The 15,046-nt window shown below is 43.8% G+C and carries 17 protein-coding genes; 10 read left to right on the forward strand and 7 right to left on the reverse strand.

Annotated features, from left to right (window positions below; all coding sequences use genetic code 11):
* The first annotated feature begins 8 nt into the window (after positions 1-8).
* From ureC to KCV09_RS01425, 7 genes are all read left to right on the forward strand, one after another.
* The gene (gene ureC / locus KCV09_RS01395) at positions 9-1,709 is read left to right on the forward strand and encodes an urease subunit alpha (RefSeq protein ID WP_212515425.1); all 1,701 of its coding nucleotides are present in this window, start codon (positions 9-11) and stop codon (positions 1,707-1,709) included.
* A gap of 65 nt (positions 1,710-1,774) precedes the next feature.
* The gene (gene ureE, locus KCV09_RS01400; protein WP_212515426.1) at positions 1,775-2,254 is read left to right on the forward strand and encodes an urease accessory protein UreE; all 480 of its coding nucleotides are present in this window, start codon (positions 1,775-1,777) and stop codon (positions 2,252-2,254) included.
* Entirely contained in the window at positions 2,244-2,906 is a 663-nt protein-coding gene (locus KCV09_RS01405) for an urease accessory protein UreF (RefSeq protein ID WP_212515427.1), read from the forward strand. The genes ureE and KCV09_RS01405 overlap by 11 nt, the downstream gene beginning before the upstream one ends.
* Positions 2,907-2,974: 68 nt before the next feature.
* On the forward strand, positions 2,975-3,589 hold the full coding sequence (gene ureG, locus KCV09_RS01410; protein WP_004936147.1) for an urease accessory protein UreG: 615 nt from the start codon (positions 2,975-2,977) through the stop codon (positions 3,587-3,589).
* Positions 3,590-3,598: 9 nt separating this feature from the next.
* Positions 3,599-4,168, forward strand: coding sequence for a HupE/UreJ family protein (locus KCV09_RS01415; protein WP_212515428.1), 570 nt, complete (start codon positions 3,599-3,601; stop codon positions 4,166-4,168).
* Positions 4,169-4,228: 60 nt separating this feature from the next.
* Entirely contained in the window at positions 4,229-4,687 is a 459-nt protein-coding gene (locus KCV09_RS01420; RefSeq protein ID WP_212515429.1) for a hypothetical protein, read from the forward strand.
* A 188-nt stretch (positions 4,688-4,875) separates the two neighbouring features.
* Positions 4,876-5,058, forward strand: a complete 183-nt coding sequence (locus KCV09_RS01425; protein WP_228267692.1) for a hypothetical protein — start codon at positions 4,876-4,878, stop codon at positions 5,056-5,058.
* A 96-nt stretch (positions 5,059-5,154) separates the two neighbouring features.
* On the opposite strand, the gene rsmD is transcribed toward KCV09_RS01425, so the two are convergent.
* Together rsmD and mrdA are read right to left on the reverse strand one after the other, a co-directional pair.
* On the reverse strand, positions 5,155-5,703 hold the full coding sequence (gene rsmD / locus KCV09_RS01430; protein ID WP_088458736.1) for a 16S rRNA (guanine(966)-N(2))-methyltransferase RsmD: 549 nt from the start codon (positions 5,701-5,703) through the stop codon (positions 5,155-5,157).
* A complete protein-coding gene (mrdA, locus tag KCV09_RS01435; RefSeq protein WP_104124423.1) occupies positions 5,703-7,736 on the reverse strand; it encodes a penicillin-binding protein 2 in 2,034 nt (677 codons plus the stop codon). The genes rsmD and mrdA overlap by 1 nt, the downstream gene beginning before the upstream one ends.
* Positions 7,737-7,973: 237 nt before the next feature.
* Between mrdA and KCV09_RS01440 the strand changes: the two genes are divergently transcribed.
* The 3 genes from KCV09_RS01440 (at position 7,974) to adk (ending at position 10,611) form a co-directional block, all read left to right on the forward strand.
* The gene (locus KCV09_RS01440) at positions 7,974-8,492 is read left to right on the forward strand and encodes a hypothetical protein (RefSeq protein ID WP_119025483.1); all 519 of its coding nucleotides are present in this window, start codon (positions 7,974-7,976) and stop codon (positions 8,490-8,492) included.
* Positions 8,493-8,555: 63 nt separating this feature from the next.
* The gene (locus tag KCV09_RS01445; protein WP_004936167.1) at positions 8,556-9,872 is read left to right on the forward strand and encodes a hypothetical protein; all 1,317 of its coding nucleotides are present in this window, start codon (positions 8,556-8,558) and stop codon (positions 9,870-9,872) included.
* 79 nt (positions 9,873-9,951) lie between these two features.
* Entirely contained in the window at positions 9,952-10,611 is a 660-nt protein-coding gene (gene adk / locus KCV09_RS01450; protein ID WP_004936171.1) for an adenylate kinase, read from the forward strand.
* 286 nt (positions 10,612-10,897) lie between these two features.
* Here the strand turns inward: adk and nth are convergent, their stop codons facing one another.
* The 5 genes from nth to rlmH form a co-directional block, all read right to left on the reverse strand.
* Positions 10,898-11,584, reverse strand: a complete 687-nt coding sequence (nth, locus tag KCV09_RS01455; RefSeq protein ID WP_212515430.1) for an endonuclease III — start codon at positions 11,582-11,584, stop codon at positions 10,898-10,900.
* Positions 11,585-12,382 (reverse strand): RnfABCDGE type electron transport complex subunit B, encoded by a 798-nt coding sequence (locus tag KCV09_RS01460; RefSeq protein WP_004946203.1) that lies wholly within the window; start codon positions 12,380-12,382, stop codon positions 11,585-11,587.
* Between the two features lie 162 nt (positions 12,383-12,544).
* Positions 12,545-13,309, reverse strand: coding sequence for an META and DUF4377 domain-containing protein (locus KCV09_RS01465; protein ID WP_212515431.1), 765 nt, complete (start codon positions 13,307-13,309; stop codon positions 12,545-12,547).
* A 170-nt stretch (positions 13,310-13,479) separates the two neighbouring features.
* Complete coding sequence (locus KCV09_RS01470; RefSeq protein ID WP_004936181.1) at positions 13,480-14,256, reverse strand: dioxygenase family protein; 777 nt, start codon at positions 14,254-14,256, stop codon at positions 13,480-13,482.
* A gap of 94 nt (positions 14,257-14,350) precedes the next feature.
* Positions 14,351-14,830 (reverse strand): 23S rRNA (pseudouridine(1915)-N(3))-methyltransferase RlmH, encoded by a 480-nt coding sequence (gene rlmH / locus KCV09_RS01475; protein WP_004936183.1) that lies wholly within the window; start codon positions 14,828-14,830, stop codon positions 14,351-14,353.
* Positions 14,831-15,046: the final 216 nt, after the last annotated feature.

Here is a 15,046-nt window from a genome sequence, read left to right on the forward strand (position 1 = left end):
CTTTTAATATGAAAATGTCGCGTCGTGCATACGCTGAAATGTTTGGCCCAACGGTGGGAGATCGAGTCCGTTTAGCCGATACCGAACTATTTATTGAAGTAGAACAAGACCTCACCACTTATGGCGAAGAAGTCAAATTTGGTGGTGGTAAGGTGATTCGCGATGGCATGGGGCAATCGCAGTTACTTGCAGATCAAGTGGCAGATACCGTAATTACCAACGCATTGATTGTTGATTGGTGGGGCATTGTAAAAGCCGATGTGGGCCTTAAAAATGGTCGTATCTGGAAAATTGGTAAAGCTGGAAATCCAGATATTCAGCCAGACATTACCATTCCACTCGGCGCAGCAACCGAGGTCATTGCAGGTGAAGGGCAAATTCTGACCGCAGGCGGAATTGACACTCATATTCACTGGATTTGTCCTCAGCAGGTAGAAACGGCATTGATGTCTGGTGTGACTACTATGGTGGGTGGTGGTACTGGACCGGCAGCAGGAACGTCAGCCACGACAGTTACACCAGGACCATGGCACATTGGCACCATGTTACAAGCCATTGATGATTTACCCATGAATATTGGTTTGTTGGGTAAAGGCAATATTAGTTTACCGGATCCGATTCGTGAACAGATTAAAGCGGGTGTGGTGGGGCTTAAACTGCACGAAGACTGGGGCTCGACGCCTGCTGCAATTGATAACTGCCTGAGTGTGGCCGATGAGTTTGATGTGCAGGTTGCTATTCATACCGATACACTCAATGAAGGCGGCTTTTTGGAAGAAACGCTCGGGGCATTTAAAAACCGAACCATTCATACCTATCATACCGAAGGTGCTGGCGGTGGGCATGCCCCCGATATTTTAAAAGCGATCGGGCAGGCCAACGTACTGCCATCTTCGACCAATCCAACACGTCCATATACTATCAATACCATCGATGAGCATTTGGATATGCTAATGGTGTGTCATCATTTGGATCCTGCAATTGCAGAAGATGTGGCATTTGCTGAAAGTCGTATTCGTCGTGAAACCATTGCAGCAGAGGATATTTTACAAGATCTGGGTGCTATTTCGATGATGTCGTCAGACTCACAGGCCATGGGCCGCGTGGGAGAAGTGATTATTCGGACATGGCAAACTGCACATAAAATGAAGGTGCAACGCGGCGCACTTGAAGGAGACAATGAGTTTCATGATAACAACCGAATTAAGCGTTACATCGCCAAATACACCATCAATCCTGCTATTACACATGGTTTGAGCCATGAAGTGGGGTCGGTAGAAGAAGGAAAGTTGGCCGATTTAGTGCTTTGGAAGCCTGCATTTTTTGGGGTTAAACCCTCGATGATTATCAAAGGCGGGATGATTGCCGCAGCACCGATGGGCGACATCAATGCTTCAATTCCAACGCCACAGCCTGTGCATTATCGTCCGATGTTTGGTTCTTATCCACGTGCTGTACATAACACATGTATTACCTTTTTGCCGCAAGTGGCGATTGATGAAGGCGTTGATCAGAAGCTGAAACTTAAAAAGTTGATCAGCCCGTGTAAAAACACGCGCAACATTACCAAACATGACATGAAACATAATACTTACTGCCCCGTGATGGATGTGCATCCTGAAACATACGAAGTGCGCGCCGATGGGGAACTGTTGACCTGTGAGCCAGCCGATGTGCTGCCAATGGCTCAACGTTATTTCTTGTTTTAAAGCTGTGAACGAATCTATGAAGCGCAATTCAATGCGATTTATATTGAAAAAATGATTGAGAAACAATGAAAATTTATACCCAACGTCTGGATGAAATTTCATCAGACCAAACATTTGAAACACTCGAACTGAACTTTGATACCCGTCAAAAATCGCGTTTTCGTGCAACCTTAAAAGACGGTACTGATATTGGTGCCGACTTGCCGCGCACGGGTATTTTACGCAGTGGCTCATTTATTGCGACCCATGACGGCGATATTCTGCGTGTAGATGCCAAACCAGAACGTTTAATGCAGGTCACGGCCAAAACGGATTTTGAATTGCTCAAAGCGGCTTATCATTTAGGGAATCGTCATGTTCCATTAATGCTTACACCGTATGCGCTTTATTTTGAACCAGATCACGTACTGGCAGAAATGGTTGAAGGTTTGGGATTGGTTGTTAAAGAAGTTGAACATATGTTTGAACCTGAAAGTGGTGCTTATGCACAGCATGCACACGATCATCGTTTAAGCCCAATCAAGTCATTGCATCATGTCCATTAATGCTGCTCAACTGCTCAAGCTACTGACACTGTCTTCTACGGCATTGCCTGTAGGGGCTTACTGCTACTCACAAGGTGTAGAAAGCGCCATTCAGGTGGGGCTTGTGCATGATGAAGAGAGCAGCAGTGCTTATTTTGAAGAAGTACTTGAGATGTTGCTGGTGCGCTTTGAGCTGCCATTGCTCAAACGGCTGATGCTACATTTTAATGATGACGAGCAGTTTTTAAAGTGGGCGCATCTCTATAGAGCGAGCCGTGAAAGTAAAGAGCTCTTGGCAGAATCCCAACAATTGGCATTTTCTTTGAACGCTTGGATTAAGGCCGTACTCAAGATGCCTGTAGAGGTAAAAAAGCAGTTTGGTTTTGTACCTGTATATGCCCAGTTGTGTGGACGCCTTGAACTTAATGCGGCAGAGGTTTTAACAGCATATACCTTTAGCGTGCTTGAAAATCAGGTTTTGGCCGCATTGAAAACCGTTCCACTTGGTCAAATGAGCGGCCAGCGAATTTTATGGCATTTACATGAAAAAGTGCCGCAAGCTGTCGAGCAGGCGTTGTTACTGCAAGATGACCAAATCAGTAGTGCATTGCCTCAGTATGCAATGCTAAGCATGCAACATGAAACCCAATATTCGAGACTATTTCGATCTTAACCCTTGATTTGGCAAAGTAATAAAATTGAATTGCCAAATCAAAATGTGACATTTTAAAGGAAGTAAACATGACAGAACGTAGCCCATTACGCGTTGGCATTGGTGGTCCGGTTGGATCGGGTAAAACAGCATTGACCCTTAATCTGTGCCGTGCCTTACGTGAAAAATACAATATGGCTGTCGTCACCAATGATATTTACACCAAAGAAGATTCAAACTTTCTGACCCGAAACGAAGCCATGACACCAGACCGAATTGTGGGGGTTGAAACGGGTGGATGCCCGCATACCGCTATTCGTGAGGATGCATCCATCAACTTGGCTGCAATTGATGATCTTTGTGAAAAATTTGACGGTCTGGAACTCATCATTATTGAAAGTGGTGGAGACAACTTGGCCGCAACGTTTAGTCCAGAACTTTCAGATCTGACACTCTATGTGATTGATGTTGCCGGTGGAGAAAAGATTCCACGCAAAGGTGGGCCTGGTATTACTAAATCTGATTTATTAATTATTAATAAAACGGATCTGGCGCCAATGGTTGGAGCGAATTTAGACATTATGGAACAAGATGCCAAGCGGATGCGCGGCGATAAACCGTTTTTATTTTCGAACATGAAAACAGAAGATGGTTTAGCACAAATTATTGAATTTATTGAAAAGCAAGGGCTTTTTAAGGCTTAAGGAGGCGCCATGCGCTCAATCACAAAACAACTGCTCATCATCTTGATATCGGCTTTGCCTGTTGCAGCGATGGCACACCCCGGACATGCTTCACAAGCAGGTTTCTGGACAGGATTTATTCACCCTTTCACTGGACTGGATCATTTAACCATGGCAATCGGCTTTGGCGTATTGCTCTGGACAGTTGCAAAACAATGGAAAGTTTTAGGTATTGTGGGGTTGAGTTTAAGCCTCGTTTTTGGTTTTGTTTTGGGCGCAAACGGTATTATCGCTGAAGCGATTGCTGAATATGGCATTGTGACATCGTTAATCGTACTGGCTGTTGCACTGTGGAGTAAGTCTTATCGTGTATTGCCATTTGTTGCATTGCTAATGGCGAGCTTTCACGGTGCTGCGCATGGCGTTGAGCTTGCACCTCAAGGCCACGTCATTGCTTTGATCTCTGGTATGGTGCTCGGTATGGCAACGTTGTATACCATCGGCTTGGTGGTAGGTGAGTTGATCAATCGCCACGTACCGTACGGACGTAAAGTCTTGTCTGCTTTAGCTATATTGGTCGCAATTATCGGTTTAGCCTAAGCGGTTTCATCTTATCAAAAGGTAGCGTATGCTACCTTTTTTACTATATCTTTTTAAAAAATGATGAGGTTGTCTGTTTTATTGAGACTGACTGTATTGTTGGCATTAAGCTGTTATTCATCCTGGGGACAGGCTTATGATTTTTTCTCACAAGCAATGCCTGACAACACAGTGAATCTGGATGTAAATCTTGAAAATAAAGACTTGAATCAGGAGCAGAAGCACCTTGCCGAGCAACATGATCAAGAAGAAAACAATTATAAAGTGCTTAAAAATCTTTTCTATGCAAATGAGCGAATCAGTATTTATAACTTTACGGTGTATAACATGGATGATTTGAAAAGTAAGATGATTGAAGGAGCTCCCGATGCGGTTGGTCTACACGATTTATCTATTTCGTTTGGTTATGGCATGAGTTATCGACTTAAAGATGATACAAAGCTAGGCTACGAGTACGTTTCTAATTTTCCCTATGATCGTGGACAGTTGATCCGTTTTTTCTGGATTCGATCTTTTTAAGTTTGGAGATATCTTTTTTTACCTAAGTAACATAAGACACATCAATTGATGATGAAGACACTATAATTTCTTCAACATTATTTAATGGCCTTAAATCAGACTGAACGCACTTATTAACAGTGAAGCAGTTGATGATGCTAAAAAGACTTCGTGTTTTCATTTTTGTTTTTTTAACTGTAACGAGTTTTATGTCGAGCTTATCTGTACAAGCACAAAGCTTTTCCGGATATCAAAATCAACTGTCGAATATGCACCAACCACGCTGGTCATTGCAACCAAGACAACAACTCGATGATGATGACGTCCGAGAGCGCCGTGAAGAGGAAATGGTGCGAGATGTGCGGCCGGTATGTTTAGATCGCCCTGACTAATCGAATGATTAAACCCATAGATCAAGAAGAGTTCACGATTAAACAATACCGCTTAAATACAAATAAGATTTTGACGCATTGTCGGGCGAATCATCGCTATAATTTTTTCTGATAAAGCCCTGCGCGCACTGTTCCGGCTTTGCTCGATTTAAGCAATTGCCATGTGTTGGGAAGTTGCAGCTGAGTCAACTCCCGATCTGCTTCGACATAAATATAGGCATTTTCACGGGCTAGAGGATCAAGCAAAATAGCTAATTCTGTCCATAAATCTAGGCTGTAAGGCGGATCTAGAAAGATCACATCAAATTGCTGATTCAGTCTAGGTAAAACCTGCTGTGCGGTGGCGACTTTTAAGTCGCAATTTTTCGCCTCAAGTAACTGGATATTCTGCTTGAGAATTTTGGCCTGTAGCGTTTCTGGCTCGATCATCAGTACCGAAGCTGCTCCACGCGACAAGGCCTCAAAGCCCAGTGCGCCAGAACCCGTACAAACATCGAGCACGGCCGCATTTTGAATATCCCACATGAGCCAGTTAAATAATGTTTCACGAACACGATCTGGGGTGGGGCGTAAACCCTCGACACTGGCAAATGGAAGCTGTCGACGTTTCCATTGCCCGCCAATAATACGTAACTGATTTTTCATTATTCTGAGATCTCTGCTGAGGTAGGTGCAGATACGGCAATCACCGAAGAGGCAGCAGTGTTTGGTTTCTGCTGTGGTTTATTGCGATTTGACACGGCATTTGGATCTGCTTCAAGTAAAGCTCCGCTAGGAAGCTCGCCTGGCTTAATACCCGCTGTCATCAAGCCGCCACTCAGTTGATGATTGGCTGGTCGGATTGGATTTTTCTTGCGGGTCAGTAGCCAATAGTCAAATAATGGGCGCGAAAGCTGAGCTGCCGATCCACCATGTCGACCATTTTCCCACACCACAGCCACCGCAATTTCAGGGGTTTCAGCAGGTGCGAATCCAACAAATAGACCATGGTCGAGTTGGCGCTCAGACAAAATTGACTCGTTGTAGCGTTTACCTTGCGCAATACTTTTAACCTGAGCTGTCCCTGTTTTGCCTGCAATTTGATACATTGGTGTACGAATACCGCGACCTGTACCACTTTGAATCACATCAATCATGGCATCGCGCATATTGACCCAGTCTTGTTCTGTGCCATTAAACTGGATTTTACCGTCCGGTGCATTGTGTACCTTAAAGGGTTTGGCGCCATGTGCAGAACGAAGTACATGCGGTGTCACATGAGCACCGTGGTTGGCCATAATTGATGTAGCCATTGCAAGCTGGAGTGGTGTTGCAGTAAATGCACCCTGACCAATACTCACAGAAATCGTTTCGCCTTTGAGCCATTTCGATTTACGCGTGCGCATTTTCCACTCTGGATTTGGGTACAGGCCTTCACTCTCACTCGGTAAATCAACCCCTGTTTTTTGACCAAAACCAAATTGACGCATCCAGGCATTCATTTTGTCGATTCCCATCTGATACGACAATACATAGAAATAGGTATCGCAGGAATCGATAATCGATTTATGCAAATTCACCATTCCATGACCGCCTTTTTTCCAGTCACGGAACTTATGAGAATCCCCCGGAAGATGGAAATAACCCGGATCATAAATACTGGTCGACCAGTCTACAGTGCCATAATGAATGCCGCCCAATCCTTCCATCGGTTTAATGGTCGAACCCGGTGGATAGACCCCTTGTAAGGCACGGTTATACAGCGGCTGGTCGAGATTGTCTCGCAGGGCACTGTAGTCCACATGACTAATCCCTGTTACAAATAAATTTGGATTAAAGCTTGGGCTAGATACCAGCGCCAGAATTTCACCTGTACGCGGATCCATCGCTACGATTGCACCACGACGACCGACCAGTTGTTCGGCAGCCACCACTTGCAAGCCGTAATCGATTGAAAGATAAAGGTCGTTACCTCGTACTGGTTCTTTACGCCCAAGATGACGCAAGATATTGCTGTGGGCATCGGCCTCGACTGATTCGTATCCTGGTGTTCCGTGTAACAAGTCTTCGTAGGTTTTTTCTACCCCGATCTTGCCAATCAGGTTGGTTCCAGCGTAGGTGTCTTTATTGAGCGTTTGAAGCTCTTTTTCATTGATGCGCCCCACGTAACCAATCACATGTGCAAACAGATCCCCGTGCGGGTAATAGCGAGTCATCTGTGTCTCGATTTTTACACCCGGAAAGTTATATTTCTGTTCACTAAACTTGGCAATATCTGCTTCGGTCAGATTGAGTTTAATCGATACGCGCTCAGTTTTACGTGCTGTTTTAATTCGCGTTTTAAAACGATCAATATCTTCTTGTGTAAGGGTAAGAATAGGCGTAAGTCGTTCGAGTGTACCATCGATATCTTCAACATCTGCGCGGCTCATGGTTGCCGTAAAGACCGGATAATTATCGGCCAGTAATACGCCGTTTCGGTCGTAAATGTATCCCCGAGCAGGAGGAAGAGGTTGCAGTCGAATCCGGTTTTTGTCAGAGGCTGTAGAGAACTCATCAAAATGCACAATTTGCAAATAGGCATAACGGCTCATCAACACCAGTAAGCAGCAACACACCAAGCCAATTGCAAAAAAGATTCGCCCTCGATACAGACGCTTTTCTTGCTGGTTATCTTTTAACGGAAAGTGCTGCTTCATACCAATAGACTTTAACTTGAACGACACAAATAAATAGCCGTAAAGTTTACCCTATCACGCTTATAAAACAGAGATAAATTTTAAGTATTCACCCACAATCGAGATCAGTTTTTTGACATTTGCGCCATCAAAATTGTAAGGTGCTGTATATAAGAACGAAACTATTTCTGTTAAAGTCACAAAACAGTTAAAGGAATGCTCTAAATTGAAGATGTTTGGAGAAACACGGAGAAAATAATGAAAAAAATATATTCCTTTCTTGCTCTCTTAACCTTTAGTTCGGTGACATGTGCAAGTGTTCAGGATTATTTGCCTGAAGCAAAGTTACAAGGCAAAGATGTTAGTCCGTTCAATGTCGGCTTGGGAGTCACCCAGCAACTGGCACATGTGAATGGCGAATGGGTCAATCCTTATGGCATTACTTATTTAAAAGCAGGCGCCTATCTCAACGGCGATCATACCTTTGGCGGGCAAGTCGGCTTTCGTTATCCATATTATCTCACAGGCAAAAATCAAAATGGATACTACTTAGGTGTATATGCTGGTACGCTAGAAAGCCGCCGAGTCGACAATGATTACACCTCACGATTGGGTGGTGGCGTCGATTTGGCGTATGTTTGGTTAAATAAAGATCGAATCAGTACCTTTAGTGTTGGCATTGGTGCCGCAGAAGCGTTAAAAAATACAGATGGGTCTACTGTAGTTGATACCAAACCTCAATTACAGTTTGCTTATACGCTAAGTTTTGGTCTTTAAAGTGCCGAGATTTCTTCATCATAAATACACCCATCAAGTAATAAAGAAATACGAGAGTAATGGATGTTAGATTTCATCAGTGATTTGTGGCAAACCTTTTTAAATCGACCTGATCATTTGGCGGTGATGAGTATCATCCCGGTGACTGCATTTGTGACATGGGCACATGTGTGGATGGCTTTAAAGATGGTCTTTTATCCAATTAACTTCTGGGGATTTCATCTAGGTCCGTTACCCGTGGGCTGGCAAGGAATTGTGCCACGTAAAGCGGGTCGTATTTCTGGCATCATTACCGACAACACGCTTTCAAAATTGGGTTCGTTGCGTGAGTTTCTTGAGGCCATGGACCCAGAAGATATGGCCAGAATTATTGGTGAGCAAGTCGGCTTTGAACTTGAGCACCTGATTGATGAAGTCATGATTGACCGAAATGCCGTGCTCTGGGAAAACTTACCTTATTCGATTAAACGTAGAATTTATGCTCAAGCGCATAAGCAGTTACCCGGTGTACTCCGAGAATTGGTTACAGAGTTGACTTTAAATGTAGAGTCACTGGTGAATATGCGTGAAATGGTTGTCAGCCAAATGGAAGGCGATCGCCGTTTAATGGTGAGAATGTTTTTAAAAGTAGGTCAGAAGGAAATTAACTTTATCTGGCATATCAGTGCACTAATTGGAATGTTTTTTGGTGTGTTTCAAATGCTGGTCTGGTTTTTGGTGCCATGGCACTGGACAGTGCCTTTCTGGGCGGCTATCTGGGGCTTTCTCACCAACTGGATTGCAATCTGGATGGTGTTTAATCCAGTCGAGCCACACTATGTCCGTTATCCGCAGTTTTTCCGCTTAACGCAAGATCGTAAATTTCCGTGGGTGGTCCCTGTCGTGCCGCGGATGGGAACTTATAATGTTCAAGGCGCTTTTATGAAGCGTCAAGAAGAAGTATCGGATGTATTTGCAAGTGTCGTCACTGAAGATCTGATTACCTTGAAGTCGATCATGACTGAAATGATGTATGGCAGTAAAAAAGACAAGACCCGTCGTATAGTTAAACGCCATATCAATGAAATAATGGAAACTCCATTGGTAAGAACCTCACTTCAACTCTCCTTAGGGCCACGCGAATATGCTAAACTCAAGACAGACTTGATTGATCGCTCAATTGAAATTACGATGGTGCCTGTATGCGACCCTGCGTTCAATGCGAGCCGTGCACAAAAAATATTTCAGATGTTTAAAGACCGTATTCGTGAGTTAACTCCAAAAGAGTTTCAAAACCTTCTACGTCCGGCATTCCAAGAGGATGAGTGGATACTGATTGTGCTTGGTGGGGTCACCGGATTTTTTGCAGGTTTAATACATTTGTTTGTCGCTTTCTTATAATTTAGATGCTGGTAGATGTGACACGAGGTGTCATACTCCAGAGCATCGTGATGATTGTTTTTAATGAGGATGCTTTCTTATGCGCATTATTTTACTCGGACCACCTGGAGCAGGTAAAGGTACTCAGGCTCAGTTGATCTGTAAGCGCTATGATATCCCACAAATTTCAACCGGTGATATGCTCCGTGCTGCAATTCGTGAAGGAACTGAACTTGGTCTAAAAGCCAAAAGTGTAATGGAGTCTGGTGGTCTGGTATCAGATGAACTGATCATCGGTTTGGTAAAAGAGCGTATCGCGCAACCTGACTGTTCAAATGGTTGTATTTTTGATGGTTTCCCACGCACTATTCCACAAGCTGAAGCGCTGGAAAAAGAAGGGATCACAATCGATCACGTGATTGAAATTGCGGTACCAGACGAAGAAATCGTAAAACGTCTTTCTGGCCGTCGTCAGCATCCAGCATCTGGTCGTGTTTACCACATCGAATACAATCCACCAAAAGTAGAAGGTAAAGACGATGTAACAGGTGAAGAACTGGTACAGCGTCCCGACGATCTAGAAGAAACCATTCGTAAGCGCCTTGGCTCTTATCACAGCGAAACTGAGCAATTGGTTGGCTTCTATCAAGGTCGTGCGGCATCTGGCGAAAATGCACCAACCTATGACAAGCTTGATGGCTTACGTACAATCGATGTTGTACAAAAAGATCTATTTGCTATTTTAGACAAAACTAAATAATTCGTTTGGTTTTTGCTAATATAAGAGAGTCCTGAACATTCAGGGCTCTTTTCTTTTTTGAGGATATCTGTTTGCTAAAGATCGCATTAATCTTTTTGGTGGTGATAAGTCTATTGGTTTTGTTGTTTCTGCTCTATCAAAGCCAGAAAATGCTACGTCAAGTGCAAAAACAAGAGCTTGCAGAAAAACGTTTAAATCAGCAAAACAAGCGCAAAATACTGCACCCAAAGCTCAAACAAAAAAAGTGAGTGCATCGCTCATGTAAACACTTTTATTTTGAAAAAAATTAAGGTGTTGCTTGAATGGTCACAGCGCGCTCTGCACCATAAGCATAACGTTCTGACCAGTTACATACATCGGATACTACACATTCTGCGCATTTTGGCTTTCTGGCCACACAGCAATATCGTCCGTGCAAAATTAGCCAGTGATGCGCATCGGTAATAAATTCTTTTGGAATAACTTTAATTAGACGGTGTTCCACCTCAAGTACATTTTTGCCCACGGCTAAGCCTGTGCGGTTTCCTAAACGAAAAATATGTGTATCGACTGCCATGGTGGGCTGCCCAAATGCGGTATTTAACACCACATTTGCGGTTTTGCGTCCTACACCTGGAAGTGCCTCAAGCTCTGCTCGGGTTTGAGGAACCTCGCCTTGATATTTTTCAATTAAGATTTGACAGGTTTTAATCACATTTTCAGCTTTGGCATTATATAAGCCAATGGTTTTTATATAAGTTTTTAAGCCTTCAACACCCAAGGCATAAATTTTTGCGGCAGAATTGGCCACCGGAAACAGTTTGTCTGTGGCTTTGTTTACACTTACATCGGTGGCCTGAGCCGAAAGCATGACCGCAATCAGTAATTCAAATGCATTACTGTAATTTAACTCAGTTTGTGGGTGAGGGCGCTGTGCTCTAAGGCGCTCAAAAAACGTCTGGATCTGTTTTTTGGTCATGTTTTTAACTGGCATTTAATTCCCCTGAAGCAGATTCAGTTGTTGTTGCAATTGCTCAAGTTGCTGCTGTTTCTTTGCATCTGCTCGAACGCTTAATTGCTTTTCCAGTTTTTTAATTTGGGTGCGAAGCTTGGCAAGTTCAATCGTAATAGATGCATCCTGTTTTGTGACTGTTTTAGCTGCAGCTTCAATACGTTCAATTGAAGGCAGTTCATCTATCCACTGCGAAAATTGAGAAAACAATTCGGTGTCAATTTCTGCACGAACAATCGGGCCTTTGCGGTCGATACGGCGGCGTTCTTCACGTTGAATGTGCGCATAATAACGTTGTCGAAGTTGCTGTTGTTCCTGTTCTTGTTGCAAAGCAGTAGGAAGCGGCGCAGTATCTTCAACCAGTTCGATACAATCCACAGGGCATGGTGGAATACAAAGCTCGCATCCTGTACACAGATCCGTCAAAACAGTATGCATCAGCTTGCCGCTACCAATAATCGCATCGACCGGACAGGCACTGATGCACTTGGTACATCCAATGCATTCATCCTCACGAATGATTGCTTTCATACGCTGCGGGCGCCCATCGGACTGAATTGGCCAGACACTTTTTTCTGCAGGCAGTGGCGGGCGGTTGAGTCGAGCTGCAAGAGCATCTGCAACAGGTTGACCGCCCGGAATACATTTATTTGCCGCTTCACCTTCTAAAATGGCCTTTGCATAAGGCAGACATCCATCTCGATGTCCGCACAAACCACATTGAGTTTGCGGCAAAATACGGTCTATTTCGCGTAAAAGTGCAAAAGCGTTATTGGTCATAAGAGAAAAATATTCAGTACAAAAAGGAACGTCAGCTTAAGCCCGGCATTTTAGCACAGAAGTCGCTATATGATCCCGTAATCCAGTAACACTTATTATTCAAAAAAAGGCCTGATCGCAGTGATCAGGCCTTTGAGTGTCTGGAGTGAATCATCCGCTGGCTTATTTGGACTTCACCATTTCTTGCTCAACGGTCATGTCATGGATATAGACATATTTAGATTGATCTGCCGCAGGATTTTTTCGTTCATAGCGTTTTACACGAACAATTACGCGTTGATCTGCACGATGTTGAAAGCCCTCGATTTGGTCATAAAATAACGACCAGTCTTTATCAACTTGGGTTTTAATCCCTTTATCGTCATATTTAATTTCGCGAACTTGCAGACAAGTTTGCGGTGCAACACCTGTACACGATTTAGTTTCAGGTGCAATTTCCAAGAAAATGATTTCGCCCTGAGACTGATATTTGGTTTCCGGTGTCATGCTGCCTTTAAACTCAAATGTTTGTCCTGCGGCATTGGTTAACATCAGACTTGGCTGTTCAATTGAGCGAGTATCGAGTTTGAAATGAGTGCTTTTGTCGCTAAGAAGATTAGCTGCAAACTGCTCATTTTTCATCAGTGCTGGCTCACATGCTTTCATGGTAGAAGCCAGCGCTGAAGTCACGAGTTGCTGGTCGTTAAGCTTCCATGAACCACCTTGGTTGTTACACCCTGTATGAATACTCAAGTTCTGATCGCTAAAACTTAAGATAATCGGCTGTGGCGCACCTTCAGGTTGAAACGACCATGTATAAGCAGTTAAGGCTTTAGTGGCATCAACTTTTTGTTCTTGAACTACAGAAACAGGCTGGGTTTGATTCATTGATTGGCAGGCCATAAGTGAAAATGGCAAAAGAGCAAGAATTAAATATTTAATTTTCATGGAACAACATTCTTTCAATTTAAGGCCTAAATCCTAACGAATTTATTGCAGAAAAAAAGACACATCTATTAGGCTTTAAGTGTAATAAATGTATCTATTTTGCAACATAGAAGGCACCTAAACTTACAAAGTTTTAATTTTGCTTAAGTTTAATTTAAATCTTTAAGTGATTAATCGAAACGGTAAATGTCCATCCCTAAAGATCCCATCGAAAAACTACTGTGAACGATAGAGAAGCGATTCCCTGTACCCATGGCAAAAAACAAGGGTGCAAAATGTTCGATGGTAGGGTGGTTGCGCTCGATGTGAGGTAAGTCTGGCCAGTTTAAGATGGCATCATAATCTTGGTGGGTCAGTTTATTCACCACATGGTTTCGAAAGCCAGATGCCCATTCTGGAATATTTTGCAGATTGCCTTGCCAGCGCAATTCGGCCAGATTATGAGTGATGCTTCCCGATCCGATCAGTAAAATTTGTTGTTCTCGCAGCGGTGCCAGTGCTTGTCCAACTGCATAAATTTCATCTGAATTGAGTTGCATGGGCAGCGAAATTTCAATGACAGGTATATCTGCCTCTGGATACATATGTAGAAGCGGCATCCAAACCCCATGATCGCGGGGCCGTGTGCTGTTGGCATGCGCGGTCAAATGCGCATCGGCTAAACGCTTTAATATATCTTCTGCCAATTCCGGTGCACCAGGTGCAGGATAATGAATACGATACAACTCAGCCGGAAAGCCACGAAAATCGTGCCATGTTTGGGGGCGGGTTGATGTGCTGACTTCAAGCGACTGACTTTCCCAGTGCGCAGACATCACCACAATTGCTTTCGGTTTTGGCAAGTTAAAGCTCAACCGGTGCAGGGCAGGCCCCACTTGTTCGGGGTCGACTGCCAGCATAGGAGAGCCATGGGAGATAAACAAGCCAGGGAGTGTTTGTGGACTCATATGATGCTGTACCTAGTAGACAAGTCAGCTGCACAGTTTGCTGTACAGCAACAGATTCATTTGAACGACTTATCGGGGCATACACTTAACTGCATTAAGCCCGATGATAAGGATGATTGTGGTTAATGCTCATGGCTCTGTATAGCTGTTCGATCAGCAATACACGCACCAGTGGATGTGGCATGGTGAGCTTAGACAAAGACCAGTGCCATGCAGCAGCCTGACGAACCTGATCGGAAAGACCATCAGGCCCGCCAATCGCCAATGCAATATCCTGTCCGTCTTGCATCCAGCCCTTCATGGTCAGGGCGAGTTTTTCTGTGCTTAACTCACGACCGCCGACTTCAAGTGCAATCAGCACTTCACCTGGTTTTAGGGCGTTTAAAATACTTTCACCTTCGAGTTGACAGTATTTTAAAATATCGGCCTGCGAGTCATTTTTACCCCGTTTTGCCATAGGCAGTTCAATCACTTGTGTTTGAACAAACGGTTGGATGCGTTTGAAATAATCTTCAAAACCCGTGAGTACCCATGCTGGCATTTTTTGACCAATGGTGAGAAGACGGATTTTCATTACAATACTCACAGGTGAAATCATCGGTATCAGTATAACGATAAAGCCCCGAATGATCATGCCCCGCCGTGCAGATCGTATTCAAATGTTTAGCCACTAAACAACACGAAGAAATTCAGGTAAAAAAACGCAGCCCAAAAGCGTGAAGGACTGCGGTTAAAAGGGCCACCTGTCTGGAGAATCAGATGACCACACTGGAAAAATGAAACAATCATA

The organism is Acinetobacter soli (genome assembly GCF_018139125.1).
Taxonomy (GTDB): domain Bacteria; phylum Pseudomonadota; class Gammaproteobacteria; order Pseudomonadales; family Moraxellaceae; genus Acinetobacter; species Acinetobacter soli.

Excerpts from the sequence above, each read along its gene's own strand:
- KCV09_RS01460 (WP_004946203.1), bottom strand. The coding sequence starts at position 12,382 with ATGACCAATAACGCTTTTGCACTTTTACGCGAAATAGACCGTATTTTG.
- KCV09_RS01405 (WP_212515427.1), top strand. The coding sequence starts at position 2,244 with ATGTCCATTAATGCTGCTCAACTGCTCAAGCTACTGACACTGTCTTCT.
- KCV09_RS01445 (WP_004936167.1), top strand. The coding sequence starts at position 8,556 with ATGTTAGATTTCATCAGTGATTTGTGGCAAACCTTTTTAAATCGACCT.
- rsmD (WP_088458736.1), bottom strand. The coding sequence starts at position 5,703 with ATGAAAAATCAGTTACGTATTATTGGCGGGCAATGGAAACGTCGACAG.
- KCV09_RS01415 (WP_212515428.1), top strand. The coding sequence starts at position 3,599 with ATGCGCTCAATCACAAAACAACTGCTCATCATCTTGATATCGGCTTTG.
- rlmH (WP_004936183.1), bottom strand. The coding sequence starts at position 14,830 with ATGAAAATCCGTCTTCTCACCATTGGTCAAAAAATGCCAGCATGGGTA.
- ureC (WP_212515425.1), top strand. The coding sequence starts at position 9 with ATGAAAATGTCGCGTCGTGCATACGCTGAAATGTTTGGCCCAACGGTG.
- KCV09_RS01420 (WP_212515429.1), top strand. The coding sequence starts at position 4,229 with ATGATGAGGTTGTCTGTTTTATTGAGACTGACTGTATTGTTGGCATTA.
- nth (WP_212515430.1), bottom strand. The coding sequence starts at position 11,584 with ATGCCAGTTAAAAACATGACCAAAAAACAGATCCAGACGTTTTTTGAG.
- KCV09_RS01440 (WP_119025483.1), top strand. The coding sequence starts at position 7,974 with ATGAAAAAAATATATTCCTTTCTTGCTCTCTTAACCTTTAGTTCGGTG.
- mrdA (WP_104124423.1), bottom strand. The coding sequence starts at position 7,736 with ATGAAGCAGCACTTTCCGTTAAAAGATAACCAGCAAGAAAAGCGTCTG.
- KCV09_RS01470 (WP_004936181.1), bottom strand. The coding sequence starts at position 14,256 with ATGAGTCCACAAACACTCCCTGGCTTGTTTATCTCCCATGGCTCTCCT.
- KCV09_RS01465 (WP_212515431.1), bottom strand. The coding sequence starts at position 13,309 with ATGAAAATTAAATATTTAATTCTTGCTCTTTTGCCATTTTCACTTATG.
- KCV09_RS01425 (WP_228267692.1), top strand. The coding sequence starts at position 4,876 with ATGTCGAGCTTATCTGTACAAGCACAAAGCTTTTCCGGATATCAAAAT.
- ureE (WP_212515426.1), top strand. The coding sequence starts at position 1,775 with ATGAAAATTTATACCCAACGTCTGGATGAAATTTCATCAGACCAAACA.
- adk (WP_004936171.1), top strand. The coding sequence starts at position 9,952 with ATGCGCATTATTTTACTCGGACCACCTGGAGCAGGTAAAGGTACTCAG.
- ureG (WP_004936147.1), top strand. The coding sequence starts at position 2,975 with ATGACAGAACGTAGCCCATTACGCGTTGGCATTGGTGGTCCGGTTGGA.